Annotated in this window: 26 protein-coding genes and 1 pseudogene; 12 read left to right on the top strand and 15 right to left on the bottom strand. The window is 70.9% G+C overall.

Going from position 1 to position 24,063, the window contains the following annotated elements; translation table 11 throughout:
* Window positions 1-7: 7 nt before the first annotated feature.
* The 3 genes from NRK68_RS01880 (at window position 8) to NRK68_RS01870 (ending at window position 2,135) form a co-directional block, all read left to right on the top strand.
* On the top strand, window positions 8-313 hold the full coding sequence (locus NRK68_RS01880) for a DUF1876 domain-containing protein (protein ID WP_257854615.1): 306 nt from the start codon (window positions 8-10) through the stop codon (window positions 311-313).
* A 95-nt stretch (window positions 314-408) separates the two neighbouring features.
* Window positions 409-1,317, top strand: coding sequence for an ABC transporter ATP-binding protein (locus NRK68_RS01875; RefSeq protein WP_257854613.1), 909 nt, complete (start codon window positions 409-411; stop codon window positions 1,315-1,317).
* Entirely contained in the window at window positions 1,314-2,135 is an 822-nt protein-coding gene (locus NRK68_RS01870) for an ABC transporter permease subunit (RefSeq protein WP_257854611.1), read from the top strand. Before NRK68_RS01875 ends, NRK68_RS01870 begins: the two co-directional genes overlap by 4 nt.
* Window positions 2,136-2,183: 48 nt before the next feature.
* Here the strand turns inward: NRK68_RS01870 and NRK68_RS01865 are convergent.
* The 4 genes and pseudogenes from NRK68_RS01865 to NRK68_RS01850 all read right to left on the bottom strand — a co-directional run.
* A pseudogene (locus NRK68_RS01865) lies at window positions 2,184-2,753 on the bottom strand (CBS domain-containing protein); the annotation flags it as partial.
* A 13-nt stretch (window positions 2,754-2,766) separates the two neighbouring features.
* Window positions 2,767-3,369: a CBS domain-containing protein gene (locus NRK68_RS01860; protein WP_257854610.1), complete on the bottom strand. Its 603-nt coding sequence runs from the start codon at window positions 3,367-3,369 to the stop codon at window positions 2,767-2,769.
* The gene (locus NRK68_RS01855; protein WP_257854608.1) at window positions 3,336-3,671 is read right to left on the bottom strand and encodes a universal stress protein; all 336 of its coding nucleotides are present in this window, start codon (window positions 3,669-3,671) and stop codon (window positions 3,336-3,338) included. The genes NRK68_RS01860 and NRK68_RS01855 overlap by 34 nt, the downstream gene beginning before the upstream one ends.
* A gap of 34 nt (window positions 3,672-3,705) precedes the next feature.
* Window positions 3,706-4,368, bottom strand: coding sequence for a CBS domain-containing protein (locus tag NRK68_RS01850; protein ID WP_257854606.1), 663 nt, complete (start codon window positions 4,366-4,368; stop codon window positions 3,706-3,708).
* 262 nt (window positions 4,369-4,630) lie between these two features.
* On the opposite strand from NRK68_RS01850, the gene NRK68_RS01845 reads away from it, so the two are divergent.
* The 5 genes from NRK68_RS01845 to NRK68_RS01825 all read left to right on the top strand — a co-directional run bounded on the left by NRK68_RS01845 (window position 4,631) and on the right by NRK68_RS01825 (window position 11,072).
* A complete protein-coding gene (locus NRK68_RS01845) occupies window positions 4,631-5,539 on the top strand; it encodes a universal stress protein (RefSeq protein ID WP_257854604.1) in 909 nt (302 codons plus the stop codon).
* On the top strand, window positions 5,536-6,399 hold the full coding sequence (locus NRK68_RS01840) for a universal stress protein (protein ID WP_257854602.1): 864 nt from the start codon (window positions 5,536-5,538) through the stop codon (window positions 6,397-6,399). Before NRK68_RS01845 ends, NRK68_RS01840 begins: the two co-directional genes overlap by 4 nt.
* Before the next feature lie 7 nt (window positions 6,400-6,406).
* Window positions 6,407-8,986 (top strand): cation-translocating P-type ATPase, encoded by a 2,580-nt coding sequence (locus tag NRK68_RS01835; RefSeq protein WP_257854601.1) that lies wholly within the window; start codon window positions 6,407-6,409, stop codon window positions 8,984-8,986.
* Window positions 8,987-8,988: 2 nt separating this feature from the next.
* Window positions 8,989-9,252 (top strand): DUF1918 domain-containing protein, encoded by a 264-nt coding sequence (locus NRK68_RS01830; protein ID WP_373023448.1) that lies wholly within the window; start codon window positions 8,989-8,991, stop codon window positions 9,250-9,252.
* Between the two features lie 86 nt (window positions 9,253-9,338).
* Entirely contained in the window at window positions 9,339-11,072 is a 1,734-nt protein-coding gene (locus tag NRK68_RS01825; protein WP_257854600.1) for a sensor histidine kinase, read from the top strand.
* Window positions 11,073-11,120: 48 nt separating this feature from the next.
* Here the strand turns inward: NRK68_RS01825 and NRK68_RS01820 are convergent, their stop codons facing one another.
* Window positions 11,121-11,585 (bottom strand): Crp/Fnr family transcriptional regulator, encoded by a 465-nt coding sequence (locus tag NRK68_RS01820; protein WP_257854597.1) that lies wholly within the window; start codon window positions 11,583-11,585, stop codon window positions 11,121-11,123.
* Between the two features lie 223 nt (window positions 11,586-11,808).
* Here NRK68_RS01820 and NRK68_RS01815 point away from each other — a divergent pair, with 223 nt between their 5' ends.
* The 3 genes from NRK68_RS01815 (at window position 11,809) to NRK68_RS01805 (ending at window position 13,617) form a co-directional block, all read left to right on the top strand.
* Window positions 11,809-12,510 (top strand): pyridoxamine 5'-phosphate oxidase family protein, encoded by a 702-nt coding sequence (locus tag NRK68_RS01815; RefSeq protein ID WP_257854596.1) that lies wholly within the window; start codon window positions 11,809-11,811, stop codon window positions 12,508-12,510.
* Between the two features lie 145 nt (window positions 12,511-12,655).
* Window positions 12,656-13,117 (top strand): Hsp20/alpha crystallin family protein, encoded by a 462-nt coding sequence (locus NRK68_RS01810; protein ID WP_257854595.1) that lies wholly within the window; start codon window positions 12,656-12,658, stop codon window positions 13,115-13,117.
* Window positions 13,114-13,617 carry a flavodoxin domain-containing protein gene (locus NRK68_RS01805; RefSeq protein WP_257854594.1) on the top strand — a complete coding sequence of 168 codons (504 nt, stop codon included), beginning with the start codon at window positions 13,114-13,116 and terminating at the stop codon, window positions 13,615-13,617. Before NRK68_RS01810 ends, NRK68_RS01805 begins: the two co-directional genes overlap by 4 nt.
* Before the next feature lie 160 nt (window positions 13,618-13,777).
* Here the strand turns inward: NRK68_RS01805 and NRK68_RS01800 are convergent, their stop codons facing one another.
* From NRK68_RS01800 to NRK68_RS01750, 10 genes are all read right to left on the bottom strand, one after another.
* Complete coding sequence (locus NRK68_RS01800; RefSeq protein ID WP_257854593.1) at window positions 13,778-14,269, bottom strand: CBS domain-containing protein; 492 nt, start codon at window positions 14,267-14,269, stop codon at window positions 13,778-13,780.
* Window positions 14,270-14,798: 529 nt separating this feature from the next.
* Entirely contained in the window at window positions 14,799-15,458 is a 660-nt protein-coding gene (locus NRK68_RS01790) for a CBS domain-containing protein (protein WP_257854587.1), read from the bottom strand.
* Window positions 15,459-15,495: 37 nt separating this feature from the next.
* Entirely contained in the window at window positions 15,496-16,089 is a 594-nt protein-coding gene (locus NRK68_RS01785; protein WP_257854584.1) for a CBS domain-containing protein, read from the bottom strand.
* Window positions 16,090-16,205: 116 nt separating this feature from the next.
* Window positions 16,206-16,472 (bottom strand): acyl carrier protein, encoded by a 267-nt coding sequence (locus NRK68_RS01780; RefSeq protein WP_257854582.1) that lies wholly within the window; start codon window positions 16,470-16,472, stop codon window positions 16,206-16,208.
* Complete coding sequence (locus tag NRK68_RS01775; RefSeq protein ID WP_257854581.1) at window positions 16,469-17,773, bottom strand: dihydrolipoamide acetyltransferase family protein; 1,305 nt, start codon at window positions 17,771-17,773, stop codon at window positions 16,469-16,471. Before NRK68_RS01775 ends, NRK68_RS01780 begins: the two co-directional genes overlap by 4 nt.
* Window position 17,774: 1 nt before the next feature.
* Window positions 17,775-18,782 carry an alpha-ketoacid dehydrogenase subunit beta gene (locus NRK68_RS01770; protein WP_257854580.1) on the bottom strand — a complete coding sequence of 336 codons (1,008 nt, stop codon included), beginning with the start codon at window positions 18,780-18,782 and terminating at the stop codon, window positions 17,775-17,777.
* Entirely contained in the window at window positions 18,779-19,837 is a 1,059-nt protein-coding gene (gene pdhA, locus NRK68_RS01765) for a pyruvate dehydrogenase (acetyl-transferring) E1 component subunit alpha (RefSeq protein ID WP_257854579.1), read from the bottom strand. Before pdhA ends, NRK68_RS01770 begins: the two co-directional genes overlap by 4 nt.
* Window positions 19,834-21,651 (bottom strand): acetate--CoA ligase, encoded by a 1,818-nt coding sequence (gene acsA, locus NRK68_RS01760; protein WP_257854577.1) that lies wholly within the window; start codon window positions 21,649-21,651, stop codon window positions 19,834-19,836. Before acsA ends, pdhA begins: the two co-directional genes overlap by 4 nt.
* Before the next feature lie 144 nt (window positions 21,652-21,795).
* A complete protein-coding gene (locus tag NRK68_RS01755) occupies window positions 21,796-22,506 on the bottom strand; it encodes a response regulator (RefSeq protein WP_308296016.1) in 711 nt (236 codons plus the stop codon).
* A 133-nt stretch (window positions 22,507-22,639) separates the two neighbouring features.
* Window positions 22,640-23,254, bottom strand: a complete 615-nt coding sequence (locus NRK68_RS01750) for a CBS domain-containing protein (protein ID WP_257854575.1) — start codon at window positions 23,252-23,254, stop codon at window positions 22,640-22,642.
* 397 nt (window positions 23,255-23,651) lie between these two features.
* Between NRK68_RS01750 and NRK68_RS01745 the strand changes: the two genes are divergently transcribed.
* A complete protein-coding gene (locus tag NRK68_RS01745; RefSeq protein WP_257854573.1) occupies window positions 23,652-23,936 on the top strand; it encodes an SHOCT domain-containing protein in 285 nt (94 codons plus the stop codon).
* Window positions 23,937-24,063 lie beyond the last annotated feature (127 nt).

Here is a 24,063-nt window from a genome sequence, read left to right as displayed (position 1 = left end):
GAACACCATGTCCCACACCACCGAGTGGAAGACCCGCGTCTACCTCTTCGAGGAGGACGGCACCACCAAGGTCCGCGTCGAACTCGACACCGGCTCAAACCGGCTCACCGGGCACGGAACCGCCCGCTGCAACCCCACGGACAAGGACGTCCCCGAGATCGGTGACGAACTCGCCGCCGCCCGCGCCCTGGAGGACCTCGCCCACCAACTGAAGCGCATTGCCCACCGCGACATCGTCGGTTCCGGAGCGCCGCCGCAGGCGGACTCCCTCAAACCCTATGGCGGCTGGATGGACGGCGCGGCAGTCCGGTGAACGAGTCTGGCCGACGTCGAACCGCGTCACCGCGCACGTCTCTCGAAGACCATGCCGCCGCAGGGGCGCAGGCCGGGGGCGCCGGCACGGACGACGTGCCGGCGATCGAGGTGACCGGCCTGACCAAGAAGTACGGAGACGTCACGGGCGTCGACCGCCTCAGCCTGACCGTGCGGACCGGGGAGGTCTTCGGCTTCCTCGGACCGAACGGGGCCGGGAAGACCACCACTCTGCGGTGCCTCACCGGCCTCCTGCGGCCGACCGCGGGCCGCGTCAGGGTGCTCGGGCTGGACCCGTTGGGCGAGCGCCTCCGTCTCGCACCCCGGATCGGATACCTGCCGGGCGAGCTGCGGCTGTACCCCGAACTCTCCGGAACGGAGACCCTCGACCTGCTGTCCGCCCTTCAAGGCGCTCCAGTGCCCCGTCGCGGCGAGTTGTGCGACCGGCTGGGGCTGACCACGCCGATTCTCACCCGCCCCGTCTCCGGCTACTCGCGCGGCATGAAGCAGAAGCTCGGGCTGGTGCAGGCCCTCCAGCACGATCCGCTCCTGGTCGTGCTGGACGAACCGACCGAAGGCCTCGACCCATTGGTACAAGAGACGTTCTTCGCCCTGCTGCAGGACGCGTCGGCCGCCGGACGGACGGTTCTGTTGTCCAGTCACATCCTGCCGGAGGTGCAGCGCACCTGCGGCCGGGTCGCGATCGTGCGCGACGGACGGCTGGTGACGGTGGAAAGCGTGGCCGGGCTGCGCGAGGCGCGCGCCCGACGGATCCGGCTGACCTTCGACGACGGGCAGGGGCCCCGGCCCTTGGGCGCCGCCGAACTCTGGGCTCCGCAGTGGCAGGGCGACCGGGTGGACCTGCTCGTGCCGCCGAGCGAGGTGGTGGGTGCGCTGCGTGGACTGCTCGCCCTGCACGTGGCTGACGTCACGGTCGAGGAAGCGGGACTCGACGAGGCGTTTCTCGACCTCTACCGCGACGGCGGCCCGGAGGAGGAGGCATGAAGAAACGGTGGCCCCTGTTCTGGCTCGCCCTCCATCGGCGGCGCAGGATGCTGGGGGCCCTGCTGCTGGGGATGATCGCCTTCGAGGCGCTCATCGTCGTGGTGGCAGGCGCCCTCGCTCCGGGCGATCTGTTCTCCTCCGGGGGAAAGGGCCCGCCGTCCGCCTACCAGGCGTTCAGCGGCTCCAGCGGCAGCGTTTCGATCGCGAGCTACCCGGGGTTGCTGGGCGCCGGCCTCACCCACCCCTTCTGGATCGCCATGCAGCTCACCGCGATCGGTTCGCTCGCCGCAGCCGCTGTGGCGGCGGACGTGGAATCGGGAACGGTGGAGCTGGTGATGGTACGGCCCGTCAGCCGCATCCGGTTGCTGGCCGAGAGGACCGCAGCGCTGCTGGCCGTGGTGCTGGCCCTGAACGCGGCTGCGACAGTCACGGTTGCGGCCGGCGTGGCGCTGTCCCCCGGGATTCACCGGGTGGTGCCGCTGAGCGGGGTCTTCGCCGCAGGGTTCATGGGCATCGGCTTCGCCCTGTGCATGATCGGCCCGGCCATGGCCGTGTCGGCGGCAGGCCGCCGGCGGTCACAGGTGATCGGCGCGACCATCGCCATCGCAGCGGTGGGATTCGCCGTCAACTTCATCGCGCTCGCCTGGGCGCCGGCGGCGCCCCTGAGGTTCCTGAGCCCGTTCCACTACTACACCCCGGGCGACGCCCTGGCCGAAGGCGGTGTCCTGTGGCCGCAGTTCTGGATCCTGGCGGGAGTCGGGCTGGTCGGTCTGGTGCTGGCCCACGTCCTCCTCCGCCGCCGGGACCTCGCTCCCTGACGCGGCTGCCGCGCCGCTAGCGCGGTGGGCCGTGGCCGGGACACAGGTCAGTCTGTTGTCGACGTCGACGACCCCGTCGACGCTCTGGCACAGCCGTACGATCACGGGCAGCAGTTCCGCGCGGTGCACTGTGCCACTGAGCGTCACCAACCCGTCCTCCACACCGACAGTGATCGAAGAAGGCGCTATTCGCAGGACGCGTGTGAGGACCTCTTCCACGATCTCCTCCTGGATGGCGTGGTCATGGCGGAGGAACAGCCGGATCAGATCGCTGCGGCTGAGCACGCCGGTGATCCGCCCATTCGCGTCGACGACCGGCAGGCGTTTGACCCCGTGGCGTTGCATCACCCGGGCGGCGCGTACCACGCTCCACCCGGGGCGGGCCGTCACGGCCGGGCTGGTCATGAGGTGCTCGGCGGTCGACGTGCCGCTCGGAGAGCGCCGGCGCAAGAGGTCGGCCTCCGATACGACTCCGACCGGGCGCCCCATGCCGTCCACGACCGGCACGGCGGTGATGTCGTATTCCCGCAGCAGCCGGGCGATCTCCTTGAAGGCCGTGGCGGGACGGACCGTGACGGCGGTGGGCGTCATCAGCTCCGCGACGCTGCGGTGCCTCATGGGCGCGCCCCCTTCATTCGGATGCCGGGACCGTGAAGTCGGTCTTGACGTCCACGACCCCCGGCACGGTGCCCAGCGCGCGGACCAAGACGTCCTCCATCGCAGGATCCGGGATGGAGCCATGCAGGTAGACGACGCCGCCGGCGACGTGCACGTGGACCGCCGCCGAGCCGCGCGGAATCAGCTGGCGCCCCAGCAGCTCACGGACCTCGGTGCCGATGTCCGCGTCAGGGCGCAGATACACCTTCAACAGGTCGCCGCGGCTGACGACGCCGACCAGCTGGCCGTCGCCGTCCACCACAGGCAGGCGCTTGAGGTGGCGGCGCGCCATGACGCGGGCCGCCGCCCGGATGGTGGAAGTCGCCGGTACCGTCACGGCGGGGCGGGTCATCAGCCGCTCGGCGGTGGTCGCGCGGTCCGGAACGGATGCCTGGCTGCTGACCAGCAGGTCGGCTTCGGAGACCACCCCGGCCACGTGTCCCTCTCCGGTCAGAACGGGGAGGACGCTGATGTTCCACATGCGCATCGTCTCCACGATGTCCTTGAACGCGGTTGTGCGGTCGACGGAGACGGCCGCCCTGCTCATGACGTCGGCCACGGTGGGCAGGTGCTCCATGACGCTCCTCGGTGCTCGATCGGGCACGGACACTTCGGGGGACGCCCCGTCGGACATCGGGTCGTGATCTCCAGGTCCGGGTGGTGCCCGCGCAGTTCCTCCGCCGCTTCGGTCACGGCGCGGTCCGCCCATGTGTCCGCACTCTGTGGGCCGACGCCGGGGAGAAGCGGGTCGAGCAGCCAGTCGACGGCGTGGACGAGCCTGAGCGGAACCTGCCGCAGAAGGGCTCCGCGCGCCGCCCGGCGTGCCGCCGTACGGCTCTCGTCGGAGCCGTCGACCCCGGCTGTGACGTGGTTCTTCATGAGTGCAGTTCTTCCGGGTGACGGGCGTGACCGGTTACCCGGGCATGGCGTGGTGACCGGCGCGGGTGTTTGCCGGATCGTCGGGGCGGGCGGTGATGCGCGGTGCGACGGCCACGACCCCGTCGATCCGTTCGACGAGGGCGATGAGCACGGGGAGCCGGCTCCGATCGTGCACGGTGCCCTCCAGGGTGACGATTCCGTCCACGACGTGCACCTCCACAGCTTCAGCGGATATGTCGGCCAGATCCGTGAGTGCATCCTGGACCCGTCGGCGTATCTCCGCGTCCGGGCGCAGGAACGTTCGAAGGAGGTCGCGCCGGGTGACGATGCCGACGAGGCGGTCCTCGACGTCGACGACGGGCAGCCTTTCGATACCGCGCCTGGTCATCAGCCGGGCGGCTGATCCCACTGTCTCTTCGGCGTGGACGGTGACGGCCGGGGCGGACATGAGGTCGCGCGTCGTAGGGGGCCGGGAGGGCGGCGCGACGATCTGTGCCCCCGGCCCGGGTACCGCGGCGCTGCGGGCGAGCAGGTCGGTCTGTGAAACGACGCCCACGACGTGGTCCTCGTCGTCCAGCACCGGCAGACCCGAGACGTCGTACTGGGCCAGGAGCTTCGCGACCTCCTTGAAGGGGGTGTCGGGCGTCACGGAAGCGACCTCGTCGGTCATCAGGTCTGCCACCTTGATGTGCTTCATGAGGCTCCTCCTGCCGTTCCGGAGCGCGTGCGGCCGATGCCCTGTGTGCGTGGTGCCTTTCACATTCCGCCGGAGCGGAGGAAGAAGCGAGGGCCGAACGGCCCCGCCCGGGGACCGGACGGGCCACCCGCCACGGGCCGGTCCCGCCGTCCGGCGATGGGGACCTTTGGTCCCGCAGGCGGTCCCGGGCGGCCCTCCTGCCAGGGTGTCGTGGCCGCCAGTGTGGTGGGTGTCCCCATCGGCTTCTCGGTTGGGAGTCATCGTGGAAAGCACCATCCGTACTCCGGACAGCAGCTCGGTCACCGTCGGTGTCGACGGTTCCGAGCCGGCGCGCCGCGCCGCCCTGTGGGCCGCGGGGGAGGCCGTACGCCGGGGCCGTCCGCTCCACATCGTCTACGGCGCGGACACCGACGGCAGGGCCTTGTACGTGTCCGTGGAGACGATTGAAAAGGTCCGGGCCGCCGGCCGGGAACTGCTGGACGACACGGCGAAGGCCGTGGCCGCCGAGTATCCGGGTCTGAAAGTGACCACGGAGTTCAGCCGATCGGACGCCGTCACCAGCCTGAAGCGGGCCGGCGGCCTCTCCAGCACGATCGTCGTCGGCAACCGCGGCCTGGGCGGCTTCGACTCGCTCATGCTCGGCTCCGTCGGACTGGGCATCGCAGCCGTCGCCCACACTCCCGTCGTCGTGGTCCGCGGCGACACCGAGGCGGAGGAACGGGGAACCGTCCTGGCCGCCGTCCGCGACGAGCATGACCTCGTGTGTGCCCGCTACGCCGCCCACGAGGCCGAGCTGCGCAAGGCGTCCCTGAGGCTGCTGCACGTCTGGAACATCCTCCAGTCGGTCGGCGTCGTCGCCCCCATGCTCGACACCGTCGACGCCATCGGCGGGGAGCACGAAGAGGCCATGCGGGCCGTCACCGACACGATCCGTGCCGAGTTCCCGGACCTGACCGTCGACAGCGAGGGGGAGAAGAGCTTCTCCGTAGCCGCGGTCCTGGTCGAGGCGAGCCGCCACGCCGACCTTCTGGTCATGGGTGGCCGCCGCAACCCCACCCCGCTCGGGCTCTCCCGCGACCTCGGCAGGGTCACGCACAGCCTGGTGCACCACGCCCACTGCCCCGTCCTGCTCATTTCCCGGTTCGGGGACGACTCGGGGAGCGGGTCATGACCGCGGCGCGGGACGGTGCTCGCGGCATCGTCGTGGGGATCGACCCGAACCGGGACTGGCATCTTCCCCTGGCCTGGGCGGCCGACGAGGGATTCCGTCGTCGGCTTCCCCTCCGCCTCGTGCTGGCCGTCCCGCCCCAGCACGACACTCAGCACGTCGACGACACCCCACGGCAGGCCGCTCTGCGGGGCGCGGGCACCGAGAGACTGGAGCAGGCCCGGGACTGGGTCGGCGAACGGCATCCCGAGCTGGCGGTGGCCACCGATCTGCGGGGCGGGTTTCCCGCCCCTGTCATCGCGGCGATGGCCGGGCAGGCCCGTATGGTCGTCCTCGGTTCCCGGCACCTGGGCCGCGTCGCGGAGGTGCTCAGCGCCGGATCGCTCGTGCTCCCGGTGACGGCGCAGGCTTCCTGCCCCGTCGTCGTCGTGGGCGACGCCGAACACATCACGCAGCGGCCGCTGTACATCGTCGTCGGCATCGACGGGAGCAGCGCCTCGGCCGCAGCACTCGAGTTCGCGTTCGACGAGGCGGACCTGCGTGGAGCGCAGGTACGGGCCGTCTCCGTGTGGCAGCCGCCGGTCTTCCTGCTGCACGACGAAGAAGCAGCCCTCCAGGCGCAGCGAGCCCTGCTGGCCGAGACCACCGCCGGGTTGTCCGAGAAGTATCCGGACGTGCTCCTCACGCACGAGGTGCTGGTCGGCCATCCCGTCGAGGAACTGGCGCGGGCGGCCGAGCACGCTCTGGCGGTCGTCGTGGGCCGCCGCGGCCGAGGCGGCTACACCGGCATGCGGCTGGGATCCACGGTGCACGGTCTGCTGCACCGGGCGTACTGCCCGGTCATCACCGTCCCCACCGGATGAGGCAGACATGACCAGCCGCACGACCGACGCACCGGCCCCCCGCGCCCCGGGCCGCCCGGGGCTGACGCAGGCCGAGGCCGAACGCCGGCTGGCCCACCACGGCCGTAACGAGGTACCCCCGCCCAGGCCGACACCCCTGTACCGCAGGGTGCTGGCGCAACTGCGAGATCCGCTGATCATGGTGCTGCTGGGTGCCGCCCTGCTCACCGTCGGGATCGGGGACTACGCCGACGCCCTCGTGATCGGACTCGTGGTCGTCGTCAACACCACCGTGGGAGTGGTGCAGGAGGTCCGGGCGGACCGTGCCGTCGCCGCGCTCTCCGCCCTCTCGGCTCCGCACGCCCGGGTGCTGCGGGACGGCGTCGCCCACGAGGTCGCCGCGGCCCTCGTGGTGCCCGGTGATCTCCTGCTGCTGGGCGAGGGCGACATCGTCGCCGCCGACGCCGAGCTCGTCGAGGCATCCGCGCTCCTGGTGGACGAATCCATGCTCACCGGCGAGTCCGTGCCCAACGACAAGGCGCCGGGGGATCTGGTGTCCGCCGGTACCGTCGTTGTCCGCGGTCGTGGGAACGCCACCGCCACGGCCACAGGTCCCGCGAGCGCGCTCGGCCGCATCGCCGCGCTGCTGGACGGCGACGGCCATGAGGCGACCCCGCTGCAGCGCAGGCTGGCCTCCCTCGGCCGCGTTCTCGCCCTGGTCACCATCACCCTGTGCGTGCTCTTCTTCGCCCTGGGGCTGGTACGCGGTCTCGCACCGGACACGATGGCCGTCACCGCCATCAGCCTGGCCGTCGCGGCCGTGCCCGAATCCCTCCCGGCCGTGGTCACCCTCGCCCTGGCCCTCGGCGCCCGACGGATGGCGGCCAGAGGGGCTCTCGTCAGGCGCCTGCCGGCCGTCGAGACGCTGGGCTCGGTGAGCGTGCTGGCCACGGACAAGACCGGCACCCTCACCGAGGGCCGCATGGTCGTCCAACACCTGTGGACCCCTTCCGGGGCCGCCGACGTATCGGGCAGCGGCTACGACCCCCACGGAGAACTGACCCGCGACGGCCGCCCCCTGACAGCCGCGCAGCTTCGACCGCTGCGGGAACTCCTCACCACGGCAGCCCTGTGCAACGACGCCGTCCTCAAGCCGCCAGAAGACGGAGCGGAGACATGGATGGCGGTGGGCGATCCCATGGAGGCTGCGCTGCTGGCCGCCGCCGCCAAGGCCGCCTGCCCCGACCCGGCCAAGTTGCGCCGGGACTGTCCCCGGATCGCGGAAGCACCCTTCGACAGCATGCGCAAGCGCATGACCACCCTGCACCACCTGCCCGACGGGAACGTGCTGGTCTGCCTCAAGGGGGCCCCCGAGGCCGTCCTCACCCCCTCCGTGCTCGCCGAACCGCACGGGCTGCTGGAACAGGCCCGTGAGCAGGCCGCCGCACTGGCTCGTGAAGGATTCCGCGTCCTGGCGGTGGCTGGCACGGAGCGGCTCTGGCAGCCGCTGCCCGCCACCGAAGCGGAGCGGGACCTGCGCCTCCAGGGCCTGATCGCGATCAGCGACCCGCCGAAAGCCGCGGCCTTCGCGACCCTCGCGGCCTGCCGGGCGGCCGGCATCACCCCCGTGATGATCACCGGGGACCATCCGGCTACGGCACGCGCCATCGCCGAGCGCACCGGCCTCCTCCGGGACGGCGAGGCCGGTGAGATCCTCACCGGCGCCCAACTGGCCGCCGCGCCCGACACCGACCTCACCGGCGTCAGGGTCTTCGCCCGCACCGACCCCCAGCAGAAGCTGGACATCGTGCACGCCTGGAGGGCGCACGGAGCGGTCACCGCCATGACCGGGGACGGCGTCAACGACGGCCCGGCCCTGCACCAGGCCGACATCGGGGTCGCCATGGGCGCCCGCGGTACGGAGGTGGCCCGCCAGGCCGCCGATCTCGTCCTCACCGACGACGAACTCGCCACCGTCGTCACCGCGGTCGAGGAGGGCCGCAGGGTCTACGACAACATCCGCCGCTTCCTCGTCTACGCCATGGCCGGGGGCGCCGCCGAGATCCTCGTGATGCTGATCGGCCCCCTGCTCGGCCTGCCCCTCCCGCTGCGAGCAGGACAGATCCTGTGGATCAATCTGCTCACCCACGGCCTGACGGGCGTGGCCATGGGCGCGGAACCCGTCTCGCCGCAAGCCATGCGACGGCCGCCGAGGCCGCCCGGACAGCACATCCTGGCCGCCGGCGTGTGGCAGCGCCTCCTCGTCCTGGCCTCCGCCGTGACCGTGGTCAGCCTGCTCGCGGGCGTGGCCGCCCGCGCCCTGGACCTGCCCTGGCAGAGTGTGCTCTTCCTGGCCCTGCTCGCAGCCCAGCTGGGCGTGGCGCTCGGCCTGCGGGCCCGTCTGCTGACCAGGGCGAACCTCTTCCTGCCCGTCTCGGTGGCCGGATCGGCCGTACTGGCGATGGCCGCCCTGTACGTGCCGGCTCTGCAATCGCTGCTGGACACCCAACCTGTGGGCTGGACCGGGCTCTGGCTCGCATCGGCCGCGGCTATCGCGGCATTCGTGGCCGCCCGCGCCCTACGGGGTGCGTTTCGCAGAAGGGCATGATCATGGACACGTTCGCACTGCACTACGGGCCGGGGGTCCATGCCGACGTCGGCGACCAGATCGTCGTCGGTGGCCCGAGCGTCGGCAAGCCCGGCCGGGACGGCGAGGTCGTCGCCCTGCACCACCCGGACGGCACTCCGCCCTACGACGTCCGCTGGTCCGACACCGGACGTACCACCGTCTTCTTCCCCGGCCCGGACGCCCACGTCAGGCACCTGCACGAGGGCCCAGGGCACTCCGCTGACGCAGGTGGGGCCGCGCGATAGCCCGTAGGCGTACCTGAAGCCGCCGCCGGGCGGGGCTACGGTGGAGTTGTGGTCCTCTCACCGTAGCCTTCGGCCGGAGGTGGCGCATGAGCGTGGACGACCGCTTCGCGGGCGGCGGCCTGCCGCGGCTGCGGCTGGACGAACTCCTCGACGAACTCCAGGCACGCATCGACGAGGTCCGTGGAACCCGCGACCGGTTGAACGGGCTTCTGGAAGCCGTCATGTCCATCGGACGGGAACTGGACCTGCCGCAGGTGCTGCACGGCATCGTCGAGGCCGCGGTCGTGCTGGTGGACGCCGAGTACGGCGCCCTCGGCGTCATCGGCGAGGACGAGAAGTTGGCCGAGTTCCTCCCGGTCGGCATCTCCGACGAACTGCGCGCGGAGATCGGCGACCTCCCCTCGGGCCACGGCATCCTGGGCGAACTGATCCGCCACCCGGAACCCCTGCGTCTGCCAGAGCTCTCGGAGCACCCCGCCTCCTACGGCTTCCCTCCGCACCACCCGCCGATGCACTCCTTCCTCGGCGTCCCCGTCCGGGTCCGCGCGGAGGTCTTCGGCAACCTCTACCTCACCGAGAAGCGCGGCGGAGTGGACTTCGACGCCGAGGACGAGGCGGTGCTGTCCACCCTCGCCGTCGCCGCCGGCATCGCCATCGAGAACGCCCGCCTCTACGAGGAGGTCAGCCTGCGCGAACGCTGGCTGGCTGCCAACTCCGACATCACCAGCGCCTTGCTCTCCGGAGCTCCCGAGCGCGAGGTCCTCGAAGGTGCGCTGGAGCGCGCGAAGTGTTTGACCAGGGCCGATCTGGGTGTCTTCTACCTCCTGGGAACCGGAGGAGAGCTGAAGGGGTCCCTTGCGCTGGGGGAGGGGGCCGAGGCGCACCGCGGGATCGTCCTACCCAGTGCCCGAGGCACCCTCGCCGAGGCGGCTCTGGACCGGAACGGCCTGATCATGGTCAAGGACGTGGAACACGACGACCACGTCACGGTGCAGCCGGAGCGATGGAAGGGTTTCGGACCGGCCGTCGCCGTCACCGTCAGCACCGAGGAGAAACTCAGCGGCGTTCTCATCCTGGCGCGCCGCCAAGGCGCCCCCGCCTTCACCACCCCGGAGGTCGCCGCGCTGCCCGGGTTCGCCGGTCAGGCGGCCCTGGCGCTGGAGCTCGCCGACCGCCGTCGCGACGTCGAGCAGATGAGCATGCTGGAGGACCACGATCGCATCGCCCGCGACCTGCACGACCTCGCCATCCAGCGTCTCTTCGCCACCGGTATGACCCTGCAGAGCGCCCAGCGGTTCGTCGATCATCCAGAGGCCTCCGAACGGCTCGCCCGCGCCGTCGACGACCTCGATGCCACCATCAAGATCATCCGCTCCACCATCTTCGGGCTCCGGGAGCACACGGACCGGGGTACCGGCTCGCAGTTGCGCTCCGGCGCCGTCCGGACCCTGGACGAGGCAGCGGCCGGGCTGGGCTTCGCGCCCGCGCTGCGCATGGAAGGGCTGATCGACACCGACGTACCGCCGGCCGTGGCGGACGAGGCCCTCGCCGTACTCGGAGAGGCCCTGTCCAATGTCGCCCGCCACGCCCGCGCCGGCCGGGCGGAGGTCGCCATCGTTGCCGCAGAAGGCGTACTGACGCTCACCGTGACGGACGACGGTGTCGGTATGCCCGAGGGCCACCGGCGCCGCAGCGGCCTCGGCAACCTCGCCGAACGGGCCGTAAGACTCGGAGGCAGGATGGAGGTCGGCGGGCGGGAACCAGGGGCGCGCGGCACCCGCTTGGTGTGGGAGGTGCCTCTGTCCCCGCCGGGTCTGTGATCACTGCGACGGTCCGGGGCCAGTTCGCCACCGGCGATGCAGGTGGTGTCACAGGAAGCTTCCGCTGCCGTACGGCGCGTACAGGTCGAGCAGGCGGGTCCGGGTGGCCTGCAGCCGGTGGGCGAGGACCTGCCCGACCCAGTGGCCGACGGCGGAACCGAAGACGGGATCGGAATCCATCAGCATCCGGACGCTCCCGGCATCGAACTCGTACGCGCGCACAGGAGTCATCGCCTCCGCGCCCAGCCGCCAGGCGTACGGCCTGAACAGCCAGGAACAGCCGACGAGTTCGCCGGGACCGAGGCTTTCGACGACCGCCGCGCGCCGACCGGGCACGTGGACGTCCAGAGTGACGGTGCCGGACCGGACGATCCAGAACCTGTCGGCGTGGCCGCCCTCACGGAACAGGCGCGTCCCTTCGTCGAAGTTGACCTCCTGGGCCATCTCCATCAGGCGGGTGCGGCAGTCCGCGGGCAGTGCCATGGCGAAGCGGGTGGGTGACGGGGTGCTCATCGACGACCTCCGATGCGAGTCCGCCCCCAGTCTCGGCGTGCCCGTATGCCCCGCGCATGGGCCCTGTGGTCCCCACCCGGGCCGCAAAAGGGACCGAACGGCCCATGGTGGAGCAGCCGCGTCATGACAGAGCCTGTCGGTACCGGGGACCGAGCGGCGAGAACGCACATCCACCGCCGGACGGCGGAGCTGCGATCCGCCCGCCGGAGGAGGCGATGACGCCATGACCACCATCAGCGGAACCGGATACCGTGCGCCTCACGGACTTCTCGATCACGCGCCTGCGATGGGCACCGACCTGGGACGCCGGCTCGCCGCCCGGCGGGCCGCGGCCGGCCTGAGCCGCGCGGACCTGGGGGATCGGTCCGGCTTCGACGCGCACTACATCACTCTTGTCGAAGAGCGCGGCGCCCTGCCTTCGATCGGGACGCTCGTCCGTCTGGCCGGTGTCCTCGGCACCACCGTCGAGGCGCTCGCGGGCAGGACCCCCGTTCCCGAAGCCGGTCCACGGGCAAAGGATCCCGCAGCCGGTACGGCCGTTCTCGACGGAGCGGAGTGCCGACGCCTGCTCGGGGTCCGGGGCATCGGACGAGTGGCGGTCTTCACCGCCGACGGCCCCGCCGTCCTTCCGGTCAACTACCTGGTCGTCGGCCAGGACATCGCCTTCCGCACCGCGGCGGACACCGTCCTGGCCCGAGCAGCCGGGACGGATGCCGCCTTCGAGGTGGAGCGGATCGACGAAGTCGCGGAACAGGCGTGGAGCGTCCTGGCCGTGGGGGTGCTCGAGACCGCCACGCACCCCGACGAGCTCCGGCGCATGGCCCGCGCAGCCCATTCCGTGCCCTGGGCCGGCGGTGAGCGCACCCGCTGGATGAAGCTCGCACCGGTCCGGTTCACAGGCCGCCGGATCGCACACCTCCAGTGAAGACGCCACACACCCGTATGCGGGGCCGAATGGTCCCGCCGCTGCCCCGACAGGCCCAAGCGGAACGTATCGCCCCAGGGGGACAGTGATGACAGAACCGTACGCAGGCGCCGGGTCGAAGGCGCTGGAGACCCAGGAGCACCCCATGTCAGGCACGCAGCCGGAGCGGAGGCGCAGCCTCTTCCCCGACCTCACCGACTGGTTCGGAGCCGACTTTCCGCGCTTCTCCATGTGGCGGTCGTCGGCCTTCGGTACCCACCCCATCCCGATCGAGGTGACCAGCAACGACAGCGCGTACACGCTCCGTGCCGAACTGCCCGGAATGGACCCCGAGAAAGACATCGAGATCACTGTGGACGGCGACGTGCTCACCGTGAGCGCCGAGCACACCGAGAGTGCGGAGGACAAGGACCACTCCGAATTCCGCTACGGGTTCTTCCGCCGCAGCGTCCGTCTCCCGGGCCGGATCCCGGCCGATGAGGTCGACGCCGCGTACGAGGACGGCATCCTGACCGTCCGCGTCGCGATGGAGGCCGAACCCCCCGTCGGCCGTCGGACCATCCCCGTCAAGCGCCCAGGGAACGAGCAGCAGGGAGAAGGGTCATGACCGGTAAAAGGGTCCTGGTCGCTTACGGGAGCAAGCACGGCGCGACCGCCGGCATCGCGGCGGAGATCGGCCGGACCCTTCGCGAGGACGGACTCGACGCCGTGGTGCTCCCCGCGGACGACGTGGACGACGTCCGCAGTTTTGACGCCGTTGTACTCGGCGGGTCCCTGTACGCCGGCCGCTGGAGCGGCAAGGCCCGGCACTGCGCGGAACGCAATCAGAACTACCTCAGGCACCGCCCCGTCTGGCTGTTCAGCAGCGGACCGGTCGACAGCTCCGCCGAGCGCCACGAGATCCCGCCCGTTCCAGCCGTGGCCGAGCAGATGGAACGGCTGGGCGCACGCGAGCACGTCACCTTCGGCGGCAGCCTCACCGCGAGCACACCGGGACTTCTCGCGAAGGCCCTGGTCCGCCACGGAAAGGGCGGTGACTTCCGCAACCCCGAGCGGATTCGGACGTGGGCCCACCACATCAGCAGTGAACTCGCCGAAGCCGCCTGAAGCACAGCCCCGCCGTCGGCGGGGCTGTGCCGTGCCCGATCGGGGGCGGAAGGGGGACCGTTCGGCCCTGGCGGCGGGCTGCGGCAGGTGGTCCTATGAAGGTGGCGGAAAGAGCCCGTCGAGGATGCGGAGGAGCGGCCGGCGGCCGTGCACCGCACGATCAGGACCCGCGAGAAGCGGGTGGACTCTTTCCGTCCTCCGGTGCGCGCGGCCCGATCTCGTCCCGCGGCCCGGGGGGCTCGTCCAGCACGCTCCAGGCGATGGGACCGAGCAGGTCGGCGACCCTTTGGAAGACGTCCATCAGGAGATCGTCCACCGTCAGCATGCCCACGACGCGTCCGCCGTCCAGGACCGGCAGACGCCGGACACCGCTGGTGCGGAACATTCGGTATGCGGCGCTGATGTCATCGTCCGCGCCGACGGTGACGGCCGGTGCGGTCATGATCTCCCGTACCGGGCTTTCGAGACCGAGGCCGGTGGCCACCCCGCGCAGCACGATGTCCCGATCGGTGACGACGCCCAGCAGTTCCTGGCCCTCCGTCACGGTGAGGCAGCCGACGCCGTGCACGACCATGCGCCGTGCCGCGTCCCTGACGGTCGTCGATCCGGTGACCCGTACCGCGGGAGCGGCCATGGCTTCCGACACCTTCACGGTCCTGTCTCCTTCCACAGGGCGTCTTCAGGCCGTTCAAGGGCAGCGCGGGCGAGGGCCGTGCAGCCCCACGAAGGGCCCGTATGGCCCCTCCGCCGTGCGGCTCGTGCACGGCAGACTGACAGCACGGACATGAACGCCCCCACTCCTGTTGCCGAGGTGAACCGTCATGGCAGTCGACATGGACCACCACGGGAGTGTTCACGGGACACGGTGGTGTGCTTCTCGGTGAAGGCGGAACTCTCGTCGGAGAACTGACGGTGCGCACCACGTGGGCCTCAAAGCAGGCAGACATCGCCGTCCAGTACGTGGGCGCGTCCGAGTGGCACGCCCTGGCCGGCAGCCCCGTCCTCTGCCCGTCCCCGGAAGCAGGGCGCTCGGTCCACCAGAGTGCGGTGGACGCGGTGCGCACCGGCGGTCCGGTTCCCTTCGAGCCATGGCCGATCCCTGCTCCGATTCCCCCGCGTGCGGATCAGACGGAGGCGCACGCCACGCCATAGGGAGATCTGGGCAGGGAGATCCGGCCTGTTCAAGGCCCCATGCCCGTGTCGTCCGTCTCCCACGCGAGGTGCGCGTCGACCCGTACGACGCCGTCCACCGTGCGACATAGGCGCTCCACGACCGGTACGAGACTGCGGAAGCGCACCACCCCGTGGAGCGTCACCCGCCCGTCCGTCACGTCGACGGAGACGGAGGCGGGATCCAGACGCAGGGTCCGCGCGAGGACCTCGCCGTAGATCTCGTGGCGGATGGCGGCGTCGTCGCGCAGGAAGATCCGCAGCAGGTCGCCACGGGTGACGATGCCCACGAGTACGTCGGATTCGTCCACGACCAGGAGCCGCTTGACCCGCTGGCTCTCCATGAGCCGGGCGGCTTCGGCCACGGTCCACTCGGGGCGGGCGCAGACGGGCGGTGCGGACATGAGTTCCTCCGCGCTCGTGCCGGCAGCCTTGTCGCTCTCCCACGGTTCGGGGCGCGGCAGCGAGCCGAACCAGTCTCCCTGGTCGGCGGGTTTCGGTAGCAGATCACCCTCGGAGATCACACCGAGAGGGCGTCCGACGGTGTCGGTGACCGCCACTGCGGACACGTCGTGTTCGCCGAGTGTGCGCACGATGTCCTTGAACGTGGCGTCGCGGGCCACCGTGACGACCTCACGGGTCATCAGCTCGCGCACTTCCCTGTGCCTCACCGCATCCTCCTTCGTCCTTGCCCGTCCGCAGTCGCGTTCAGGCTGTTGCCTTCGAGCGCAAGCGTGTTGTGACGTCCACGACCCCGGGCACCGATCGCGCGATGCTCGGCAGCACGTCGGCCAGGGCCGGATCGCGTACGTCACCGTCCAGCCCTACGACGCCGTGCTCGACGTGGATTCGCACGATCGCCGATCCCGAGGGGATCAGCCGTGTCAAGAACAGCTCACGCAGTTCTTCGGCTATGTCCTCGTCGGGGCGTAGATAGATCTTCAGCAGGTCGCCTCGGCTCACGACCCCGACAAGCCGGCCGTCGTCGTCCACCACCGGCAGCCGTTTGAAGTGTCCCCGCGCCATCAGCCGGGCGGCGCCGGCGATCGAGGTGTCCTTGGTGGCCGTCACCGGTGGAACCGTCATCAGCTGGGCGGCCGTCACGGTGTGGGACTCGTCAGTGCCCTCCGCCTTCACCAGCAGGTCGGCCTCGGACACGACACCGGCCACACGGCCCTCGGCCGAGAGCACGGGCAGGGAGCCGAAGCCCCAGCGCCGCATGGCCTGGACGATGTCGTGGACCGGCGCGTCGAGGTCGAGGGAGACGACGGCGTGCGTCATGACGTCGTTCACGGTGCGCATGTGTTTCATGGCTCCTCCAGCCGTGGATCGCCCTTCCAGCCTGCTGTTCCACGGCTGCTCGGGATAGGGCCGACCGGGTCCGTGTCATGGGCTGACCAGTCCGAGTCCGGCACTGTCTACATGGGCTCGGACTGCGCGCCTCCGGTGTGCTCGGCCACGTAGTCCGCGCAACCGTCGAGGGTGGCCAGCGCGGGATAGTCCTGTTCCGGCAGGGCCAGCCCCGTCCGGCCGCTGAGCGCCTCGACGAAGGCGAGGAAGTCCAGTGAGTCCATCTCCAGACGTTCGCGGAAGTTCCCGTTGGACGACACCACGGAGAGATCGGCGCCGGGCACGACCTCCTCGATCACGGCTTTGATCGTTTCGAGGGCCTCTTCGCGGGTCACAAGTCCTCCGGATGCTGGAGCAGGCGGTCGAGCGTGGTGAGGAAGCGGGCCCCCGTCGCGCCGTCACTGGCCCGGTGGTCGGCGGACAGGGTGGCGGTGACGGTCGGATGGAGGGCGATCATGCCGTCGACGGCCACGGGGCGGTCGGTCATCCGGCCGAGGCCGACCATCGCCACCTGGGGCGGATAGATCACGCCGAACACCGACTCGACCCCCTGGTCGCCCAGGTTGGTGACGGTGATCGTCGGGTCGGCGGTCTCCGAGGCGCGGAGCCTGCCGTGCCTGGCCCGGGAGACGAGGTCCTTCAACGTCGCCATCACATCGGTGAGGGGCATGCGGTCGGCATCGGCCAGCGCCGGAGCCACAAGACCGCCTCCGCGTACGGACACGGCGGTACCGAGCCGGACACCGGCAGCCGCGACGAAGCGGCCGTCCGTCCAGTGGCCGTTCAGTTCGGGCACCTCGCGCGCGGCCAACGCCACTGCCTTCAGCAACAGCGCAGCCGGTACGAGACGTTCGCCGACCGACCGGGTGCTGTTCTGCCGAAGCATCCACTCCAGGGCCGCAGCCAGGTCGATGGTGGTGGACAAGTAGTAGTGCGGGATCTCCCGCTTGGCGCGGGACATCAGCCGGGCAATGGCTGCGCGATCGCTCGTGGAGGCGACAGTGCGGGTATCGGAAGGAGAGGTTCTCGGGGCGCGCCGTGCACCGGCCGCCACGAATGCTTCCTCCACCACCGGGGCGTGATCCTCGCCGGTGCGGGAGCCGGCCGCAGCACGGACGTCGTCCGCCTTGACCGCGCCGTGGCGGCCCGAGCCGCGGACCGTGGCGAGGTCTACGCCGAGAGACTCCGCAAGGCGCCGCGCCAGGGGTGATGCCTGGATGCGGGACGGTGCGGGACGAGCGGCCCGGGACACGTCCGACCGTGTGATCCGGCCGCCGCGCCCGCTGCCGTGCAGGGCTGTGAGGTCCACTCCCTCTTCTGCCGCCTGGTGCCGGACGAGGGGGGTGGCCGTCGCATCTCCGGCCGGGACAGGTCCGCGGGCGGTGGGCGGCCGTACCGGTGCGGTGGGCGAGATGATCGCCAGCGGCGTCCCCACAGGGACGGTCGTGCCGGGCTCGACCAGCAGCTCGGTCACCGTTCCGGACTCAAAGCACTCCACTTCGATGGTCGACTTGGCCGTCTCCACCACCGCGACGACCTCCCCGCGTGCGACCTCGGCTCCCACGGTGGTCAGCCACTCGACCAGGGTCCCCTCGTCCATGTCGGCTCCGAGGGACGGCATGGTGAACTCGCCCACGTCAGGCCACCGCCTGCCGGACCGCTGCCACGATGGAGGCGGGCTGCGGCAGAGCGGCTTCCTCCAGTTGTCGCGCGTAGGGGATCGGCACCTCCTGGCTGCACACCCGCTGGACCGGTGCGTCGAGTTCGTAGAAGGAGCGCTCCGCGATGCGCGCCGCGACTTCCGCGGAGATGCTGCCGCTGCGCCAGGCCTCGTCCACGATCACGGCCCGGTGGGTCCGGGCGACGGACGCCAGTACCGTCGCGTCGTCCAGCGGCCGCAGGGACCGCAAGTCGACCACCTCGGCGCCGATGCCGTCCGCTGCCAGGGTTTCGGCGGCCGCCAGGGCCTTGGGAAGCGACCCGCCGTAGGTGATGACGGAGACGTCCGTGCCCGGGCGGCGTACCGCGGCGGAATCCAGGTCCACGGAATCGACCGTGTCGTCCAGCACCCCCTCTTCGTTGTAGAGGCTGCCGTGTTCGAACATCACGACCGGGTCGGGGTCGTCGAGCGCTGCGGCCAGCATGTGCCGGGCGTCGTCCGTAGTCGCGGGGGTGAGCACCCGGATGCCCGGAATATGGGCGTACCAGCCTTCCAGGCTGTGCGAGTGCTGGGCAGCGAGCTGACGGCCCGCGCCGGTGGTCATACGGATCACGATCGGCACGCTCAGCTGTCCGCCGGACATGTGCAGCAGCGTCGCGGCGTTGTTGAGGATCTGGTCGAGGGCGAGCAGGCTGAAATTGACGGTCATGATTTCGACGACCGGACGCAGCCCGCCCAGCGCCGCACCGATGCCCGCGCCGACGAAGGCGGATTCCGACAGGGGAGTGTCGCGGATCCGGTCGGGCCCGAACTCCTCCAGGAGGCCGAGGCTCACACCGAAGCAGCCGCCGTACCGGCCGACGTCCTCACCCATGAGGAAGACCCGGTCGTCGCTCCGCAGGGCTTCCCGCAGCCCGTCGCGCAGCGCTTCCCGGTACGTGGTGGAGGCCGTCGAACCGCCGCTCGCGGACCGGCGCGCGTTCATGGCGCACCCCCGCTCGGGCTTGTCACGAATCGCAACAGGTCCGAGACGGGTTCGTACGGGGCGGCCTCGGCGGCGCGTACGGACGCGTCGATCTCGGCGCTCACGTCCTCCTCCAGCCGCTTGCTCGCAAGGTCGTCCAGGCCTCCTTCGGCACGCATCCGTTCCTCCAGGCCGGCCAGCGGGTCCCGCGCCTTCCAGCGCGCTATTTCGTCCTTCTCGCGATATCGGTCGGGGTCGTACATCGAATGGGCCCGGAAGCGGTACGTCCGCGCTTCCAGGAAGTGCGGGCCGCCGCCCGCCCTGACCGAGTCGGCCGCTTTACGCGCGGTCGCCTCGACGGCGAGTACGTCCATGCCGTCGACCGTCCACGCGGGCATACCGTACGACGCGGCACGCATCGCAAGGTTCGTTTGGGCGTGTTCCCGCGCCAGACTGGTCCCCATGGCGTACAGGTTGTTCTCGCAGACCAGCAGCAGGGGCAGCTGCCACAGCGCGGCGAGGTTGGCCGTCTCGTGGAACTCTCCCTCCGCGTAGGCCCCGTCACCGAAGAAGCAGCAGGTCACCCGTTCGGTGCCGCGCATCCGGTCGGCGAGGGCCAGCCCGGCCGCCAGGGGCAGTCCGCCCGCGACGATCGCATTGCCGCCGTAGAACCGTCGTCCGGCGTCGAAAAGGTGCATCGACCCCCCGCGGCCGTGACTGCACCCGGTTGCCTTGCCGAACATCTCGGCCATCACGGCACCGGCCGGCACGCCCCGGGCGAGGGCGTGGCCGTGCTCGCGGTAGGTGGAGACCACGGCGTCGTCACCGCGCAGCGCCTGCCCGACCCCCACGGCGACCGCTTCCTCACCGATGTAGAGGTGCACGAAGCCGCGGATCTTCGCCGAGCTGTAGAACTCGACACACCGTTCCTCGAAGCGTCGGATCAGCAGCATCTGCCGGAGCAGCTCGAGCTGGTGGTCACGCCCGGGCCCCCGGCCTCCCGTAGGCGGCGCCGGAGTCCTTCGCCGGGCGCCGCTGTGTTTCGCACCGGTGGACCGCCGGGTGGTGGTGCTCATGGCCGTCCCTCTCCTCGCGGGTCCCGGACGGGACCTTCCAGAGTCGACAGGTCACCCTCGGGCAACCCGAGCTCGCGGGCGCGCAGCAGGCGGCGCATGACCTTGCCGCTGCGGGTTCTGGGCAGGTTCTGGTCGAACTCGATCTCGCGCGGGGCCACGGCGGGACCGAGCCGCCGGCGGGCGAACGCCAACAGCTCGCGCTTCAGTGCCGCCTGCGGCTCGTATCCGGGGCGCAGGGAGACGAACGCCTTGACCACGGCTCCCGCGACCGGGTCGGGGCGGCCGATCACCCCGGCCTCGGCCACGGCCGGGTGCTCCATGAGGGCGCTTTCCACCTCGAACGGTCCGATGAGATGCCCGGCGGATTTGATCACGTCGTCCGCGCGTCCGACGAACCAGAACCACCCGTCCGCGTCCCGTTTCGCCAGATCGCCGGTCAGGTACCAGCCGTCGACGAAGCAGGCGTCGTAGCGCGCCCGGTCGTTCAGGTAGTCACGGAACATCGAGGGCCAGCCCGGCCGCAGGGCCAGCTCCCCCTCCGCGCCCGGTGTGGTCACCGGTCGTACGTGGCCGTCGTCCAGGGCCACCCGTCCGTCCTGCCCGCGTTCGAGAATCGCCGCGTGGACACCGGGCAGTGGCCGCCCCATGGAGCCGGGGCGGATGTCGCTGGAGGCGTAGTTGGCGATCATGATGGCGCCCGTCTCGGTCTGCCACCAGTTGTCGTGCACGGGCAGGCCCAGGACCTCCTGCCCCCACAGGACGGCTTCCGGGTTGAGCGGTTCGCCGACGCTGGCGATGAACCGGAGGGCCGACAGGTCGTACGGGCCGGGGAGGGCTCTGCCGCTGCCCGGGGGCGTGGCACGCATCAGCATCCGTATCGCAGTCGGCGACGTGTACCAGACAGCCACCCTCTGGGTGTCGAGGATCCGGTACCACCGGTGGACGTCGAATTCTCCCTCGTCCACCACGAGTGTGGCGCCGTGGGTGAGCGGGGCGATGATTCCGTACGAGGTACCGGTCACCCAGCCCGGGTCGGCTGTGCACCAGTACACGTCCCCAGGGCCGAGATCCAGCGCGAACGCCGCCGTGGCATGGTGCGCCACGACCGCTTCGTGGACGTGGACCGCGCCCTTGGGCGTGCCCGTCGTCCCACTGGTGAAGTGGAGCAGGGCCATGTCCTCGGGGTCGGTCCGCGGTACCGGAAAAACCGGCGAGGCGTGTTCCATCAAGCGGTCGAGCACCTCGGTGCCCGGCGGCGGGTCGGTGACGCGGCCGGCCAGCAGGACGTGGGTCAGGCCCGGCAGCGTGTGCCGGATCTCCTCGACCTTGCGCCGGTACAGGGCCTCGGTGGTGACAAGGACCCGGGCATCCCCCAGGGCCAGCCGCTGACGGACCGGCTCGGGGCCGAAGGCGGCGAAGAGCGGGCAGAGGACGCGTCGGGCCCGCAGCGTGCCCAGCACCGTGGCGTAGAGCTCCCTGCACCGACCCATGAGCGTGAACACCCGTTCCCCCGGAGCCGTTCCCAGCCCCACGAGGACGTTGGCGAACCTGGACGCTCCGTCGGCGAGCTCGGCATAGCTGACATGTGTCACGGAGTCGTCCGAGGCCACGCACCGCAGGGCCTCCCAGCCGCCGTGACCGGCCATGACGTGCCGGTCCACCGCTTCGAAAGCGATGTTCAGACCCCCGTCGGGGAGGCCGCACAGCCATGACCGGGCCTGGTCCCAGGTGAACGTCGCACAGGTCTCTTCGTAGTCCGACAGCCGAAAGGCGGCTGCTGGGCGGCGCTGTTTGGTGATGATCGGATGGGGCATGACGGGCTCCTCGTCCACCACGGGTCTGTGGAGTCTGGTCCGCAACCACCATCCTCCGGCCCCGGAGTCCCGGGGAGGGCCGAACGGTCCTCGTCGGGGACCGCTCGGACCTCTCGGACGCCCCCAGGACGTACCGGGCGCCGGTCAATGCCCGGGTGTGTGGGCCGCGTCCGCGTGCTCCTCGTCATGCACCTGCGCGGCGATCACGGCTGCCTGCACCCGACGCTCGACCCCGAGCTTTCCCAGAATGCGGGAGATGTGGTTCTTGACCGTCTTCTCGGAGAGGTACAGCTCCTTGGCGATCCGGCGGTTGGTGAGGCCCTCGCCGATCAGCCTCAGCACCGCCAGTTCTCGCTCCGAGAGCGCGGCCAGACGCGCGTCCTCCGGCTCCCCGGAGACCGCGGGCTCGCGCAGGGAGTGCATCAGGCGGGCGGTGGTGGCCGGGTCGAGCATGGACTGGCCGGTGGAGACCGTCCGTACAGCAGCGATCAGATCGGATCCCTTGATCTGTTTGAGTACGTACCCGGCGGCGCCCGCCATGATCGCGTCCAGCAGCGCGTCCTCGTCGTCGAACGACGTCAGGATCAGGCAGGCCAGCTCCGGCAATCGCGAGCGCAGCTCCCGGCACACGGTGATTCCGTCACCGTCGGGCAGCCGTACGTCGAGGACCGCCACGTCCGGGCGCAGCGCGGGACAGCGCGTCAGCGCCTGCTCAGCCGTGCCCGCCTCTCCCACGACGGTGATGTCCGGTTCGGAGTCGAGGAGGTCGCGAAGCCCCCGGCGGACCACCTCGTGGTCGTCGAGGAGGAACACCCGGATCATCGCCGCCGAGGTGGCGCTCGCTGCGTCGGACATCTTCGCCGCCTGACCTTGACCGCGCTCCGCCTGCTTCCTCCCACATTGTCTCAGCGGGGCAGCCCGGCGCACTTCTGGTACGGCTGAGCCGGCAGGAGCGCCGACGGGCGAAAGCAGCGGCGTCCGCCTGGGCCTATGCCGCCACCTGGAGTGTTCCGTCGAGTTCGATCCGGACGTCGACGACCCCTTCGACGGCCCTGATGGCGCGGGCCAGGAGGGGGAGCAGAGCCCGTTCGGGCAGGGAGCCCCGGAGCGTGACGACGCCGTCCTGCACCGAGAAGTCGAGGGACGCCGTGCCCGGCGCGAGGTCGGTCAGTACGGCCTGCCGGATCTCCTCCGCCAGCTCCTCGTCGGGCCGGAGGAAGACCTTCAGCAGGTCGCTGCGGCTGACGACGCCCTCCAGCATGCCCAGCCGGTTCACGACCGGCAGGCGCTTCACGTGCTGGTGGGCCATGATGCGGGCGGCCTCGGCCGTGGTGGCGTCCGGGTGGATGGTGATGGCGGGAGCCGACATCAGGTCCTCGGCGAGTACGCCGCCGGCCTTGGAGGCCTCGTCCAGCTGCTCCGGGAGGCGCGGTTCCTCGCGCCGGAACTCCTCCTTGGGCAGGAGGTCGGCCTCCGAGACGACGCCCACGACGCGGCCTTCGCCTTCCAGGACCGGGACGGCGCTGACCTTCCACTCGTGCAGAAGCTCGACGATCTCCTTGTACGACGCCTCCCGGCCGATGGCGATGGCCGTGTGTGTCATGACGTCACTGACGGTGTACCGAGATGCGGCATGACCGGCTCCTTCGCCGTGTTCGGAACCCCGCTTCCATCAGAGCACCCGGAGCGTTTGCGCGGCAGGGCCCTGTGGGCCACGCCGAAGGTCCGCTCGGCCCTGTGGCGGGGCAGAGCCGACGGGCGTGGGGCGCTGGGCCTCGGCCGGCCTGTGCTGGGACTCTGACATGCCGCGCCCTTCAGGGCCGACCTGCACCAACCGCCCCCGCCAGGCCACTCCGAAGGAGGACCCGGGCATGGGCCCATCGGCCCTGACTGCGGCCCCGACCGGCCCATGCCACGCGGCTCGGGCAGACGGATGGTGATGACACGCGGGACGCGCCCTGCGGGCCGTGTCTCAGACCATCGCATCAGGAGCGTGAGCCATGTTCTGGTACGACCACGGAATGGGGGGATGGGGCTGGGTCGCCATGTCGTTCAGCATGGTCTTGGTGGTCGCTCTGGCCGTTGCTGGAGTCGTTGTGCTCCTACGCAGCGTCGATCGGAACGCCCCGGGGCAGGCGCAGCCCCCAGCCGTACCCTCCGCGAAGCAGGTCCTTGCCGAACGGTTCGCCCGCGGCGAGATCGACGAGGAAGAGTACGAACAACGTTTGACCGCCCTGCGTGCCCACGGGCCGGCGCCGGGCAGACCAGGATCGCGCGAGACCTGAACGCATGCCGCTGTGAGGGTGGCTCGGCCTGGGGCCATGGCAGGTGAAAATCATCGACCGTTCAGTCGTGCGAACGCCGGCGTGCTGGGGCAAGGCCAGGGATCCCGGGGAAAGGGCCGTCCGGCCC

The organism is Streptomyces yangpuensis, from assembly GCF_024666385.1.
Lineage (GTDB): Bacteria > Actinomycetota > Actinomycetes > Streptomycetales > Streptomycetaceae > Streptomyces > Streptomyces yangpuensis.
The sequence above is the reverse complement of the archived record's forward strand: the minus strand, read 5'-3'. Positions and strand labels throughout refer to the sequence as shown.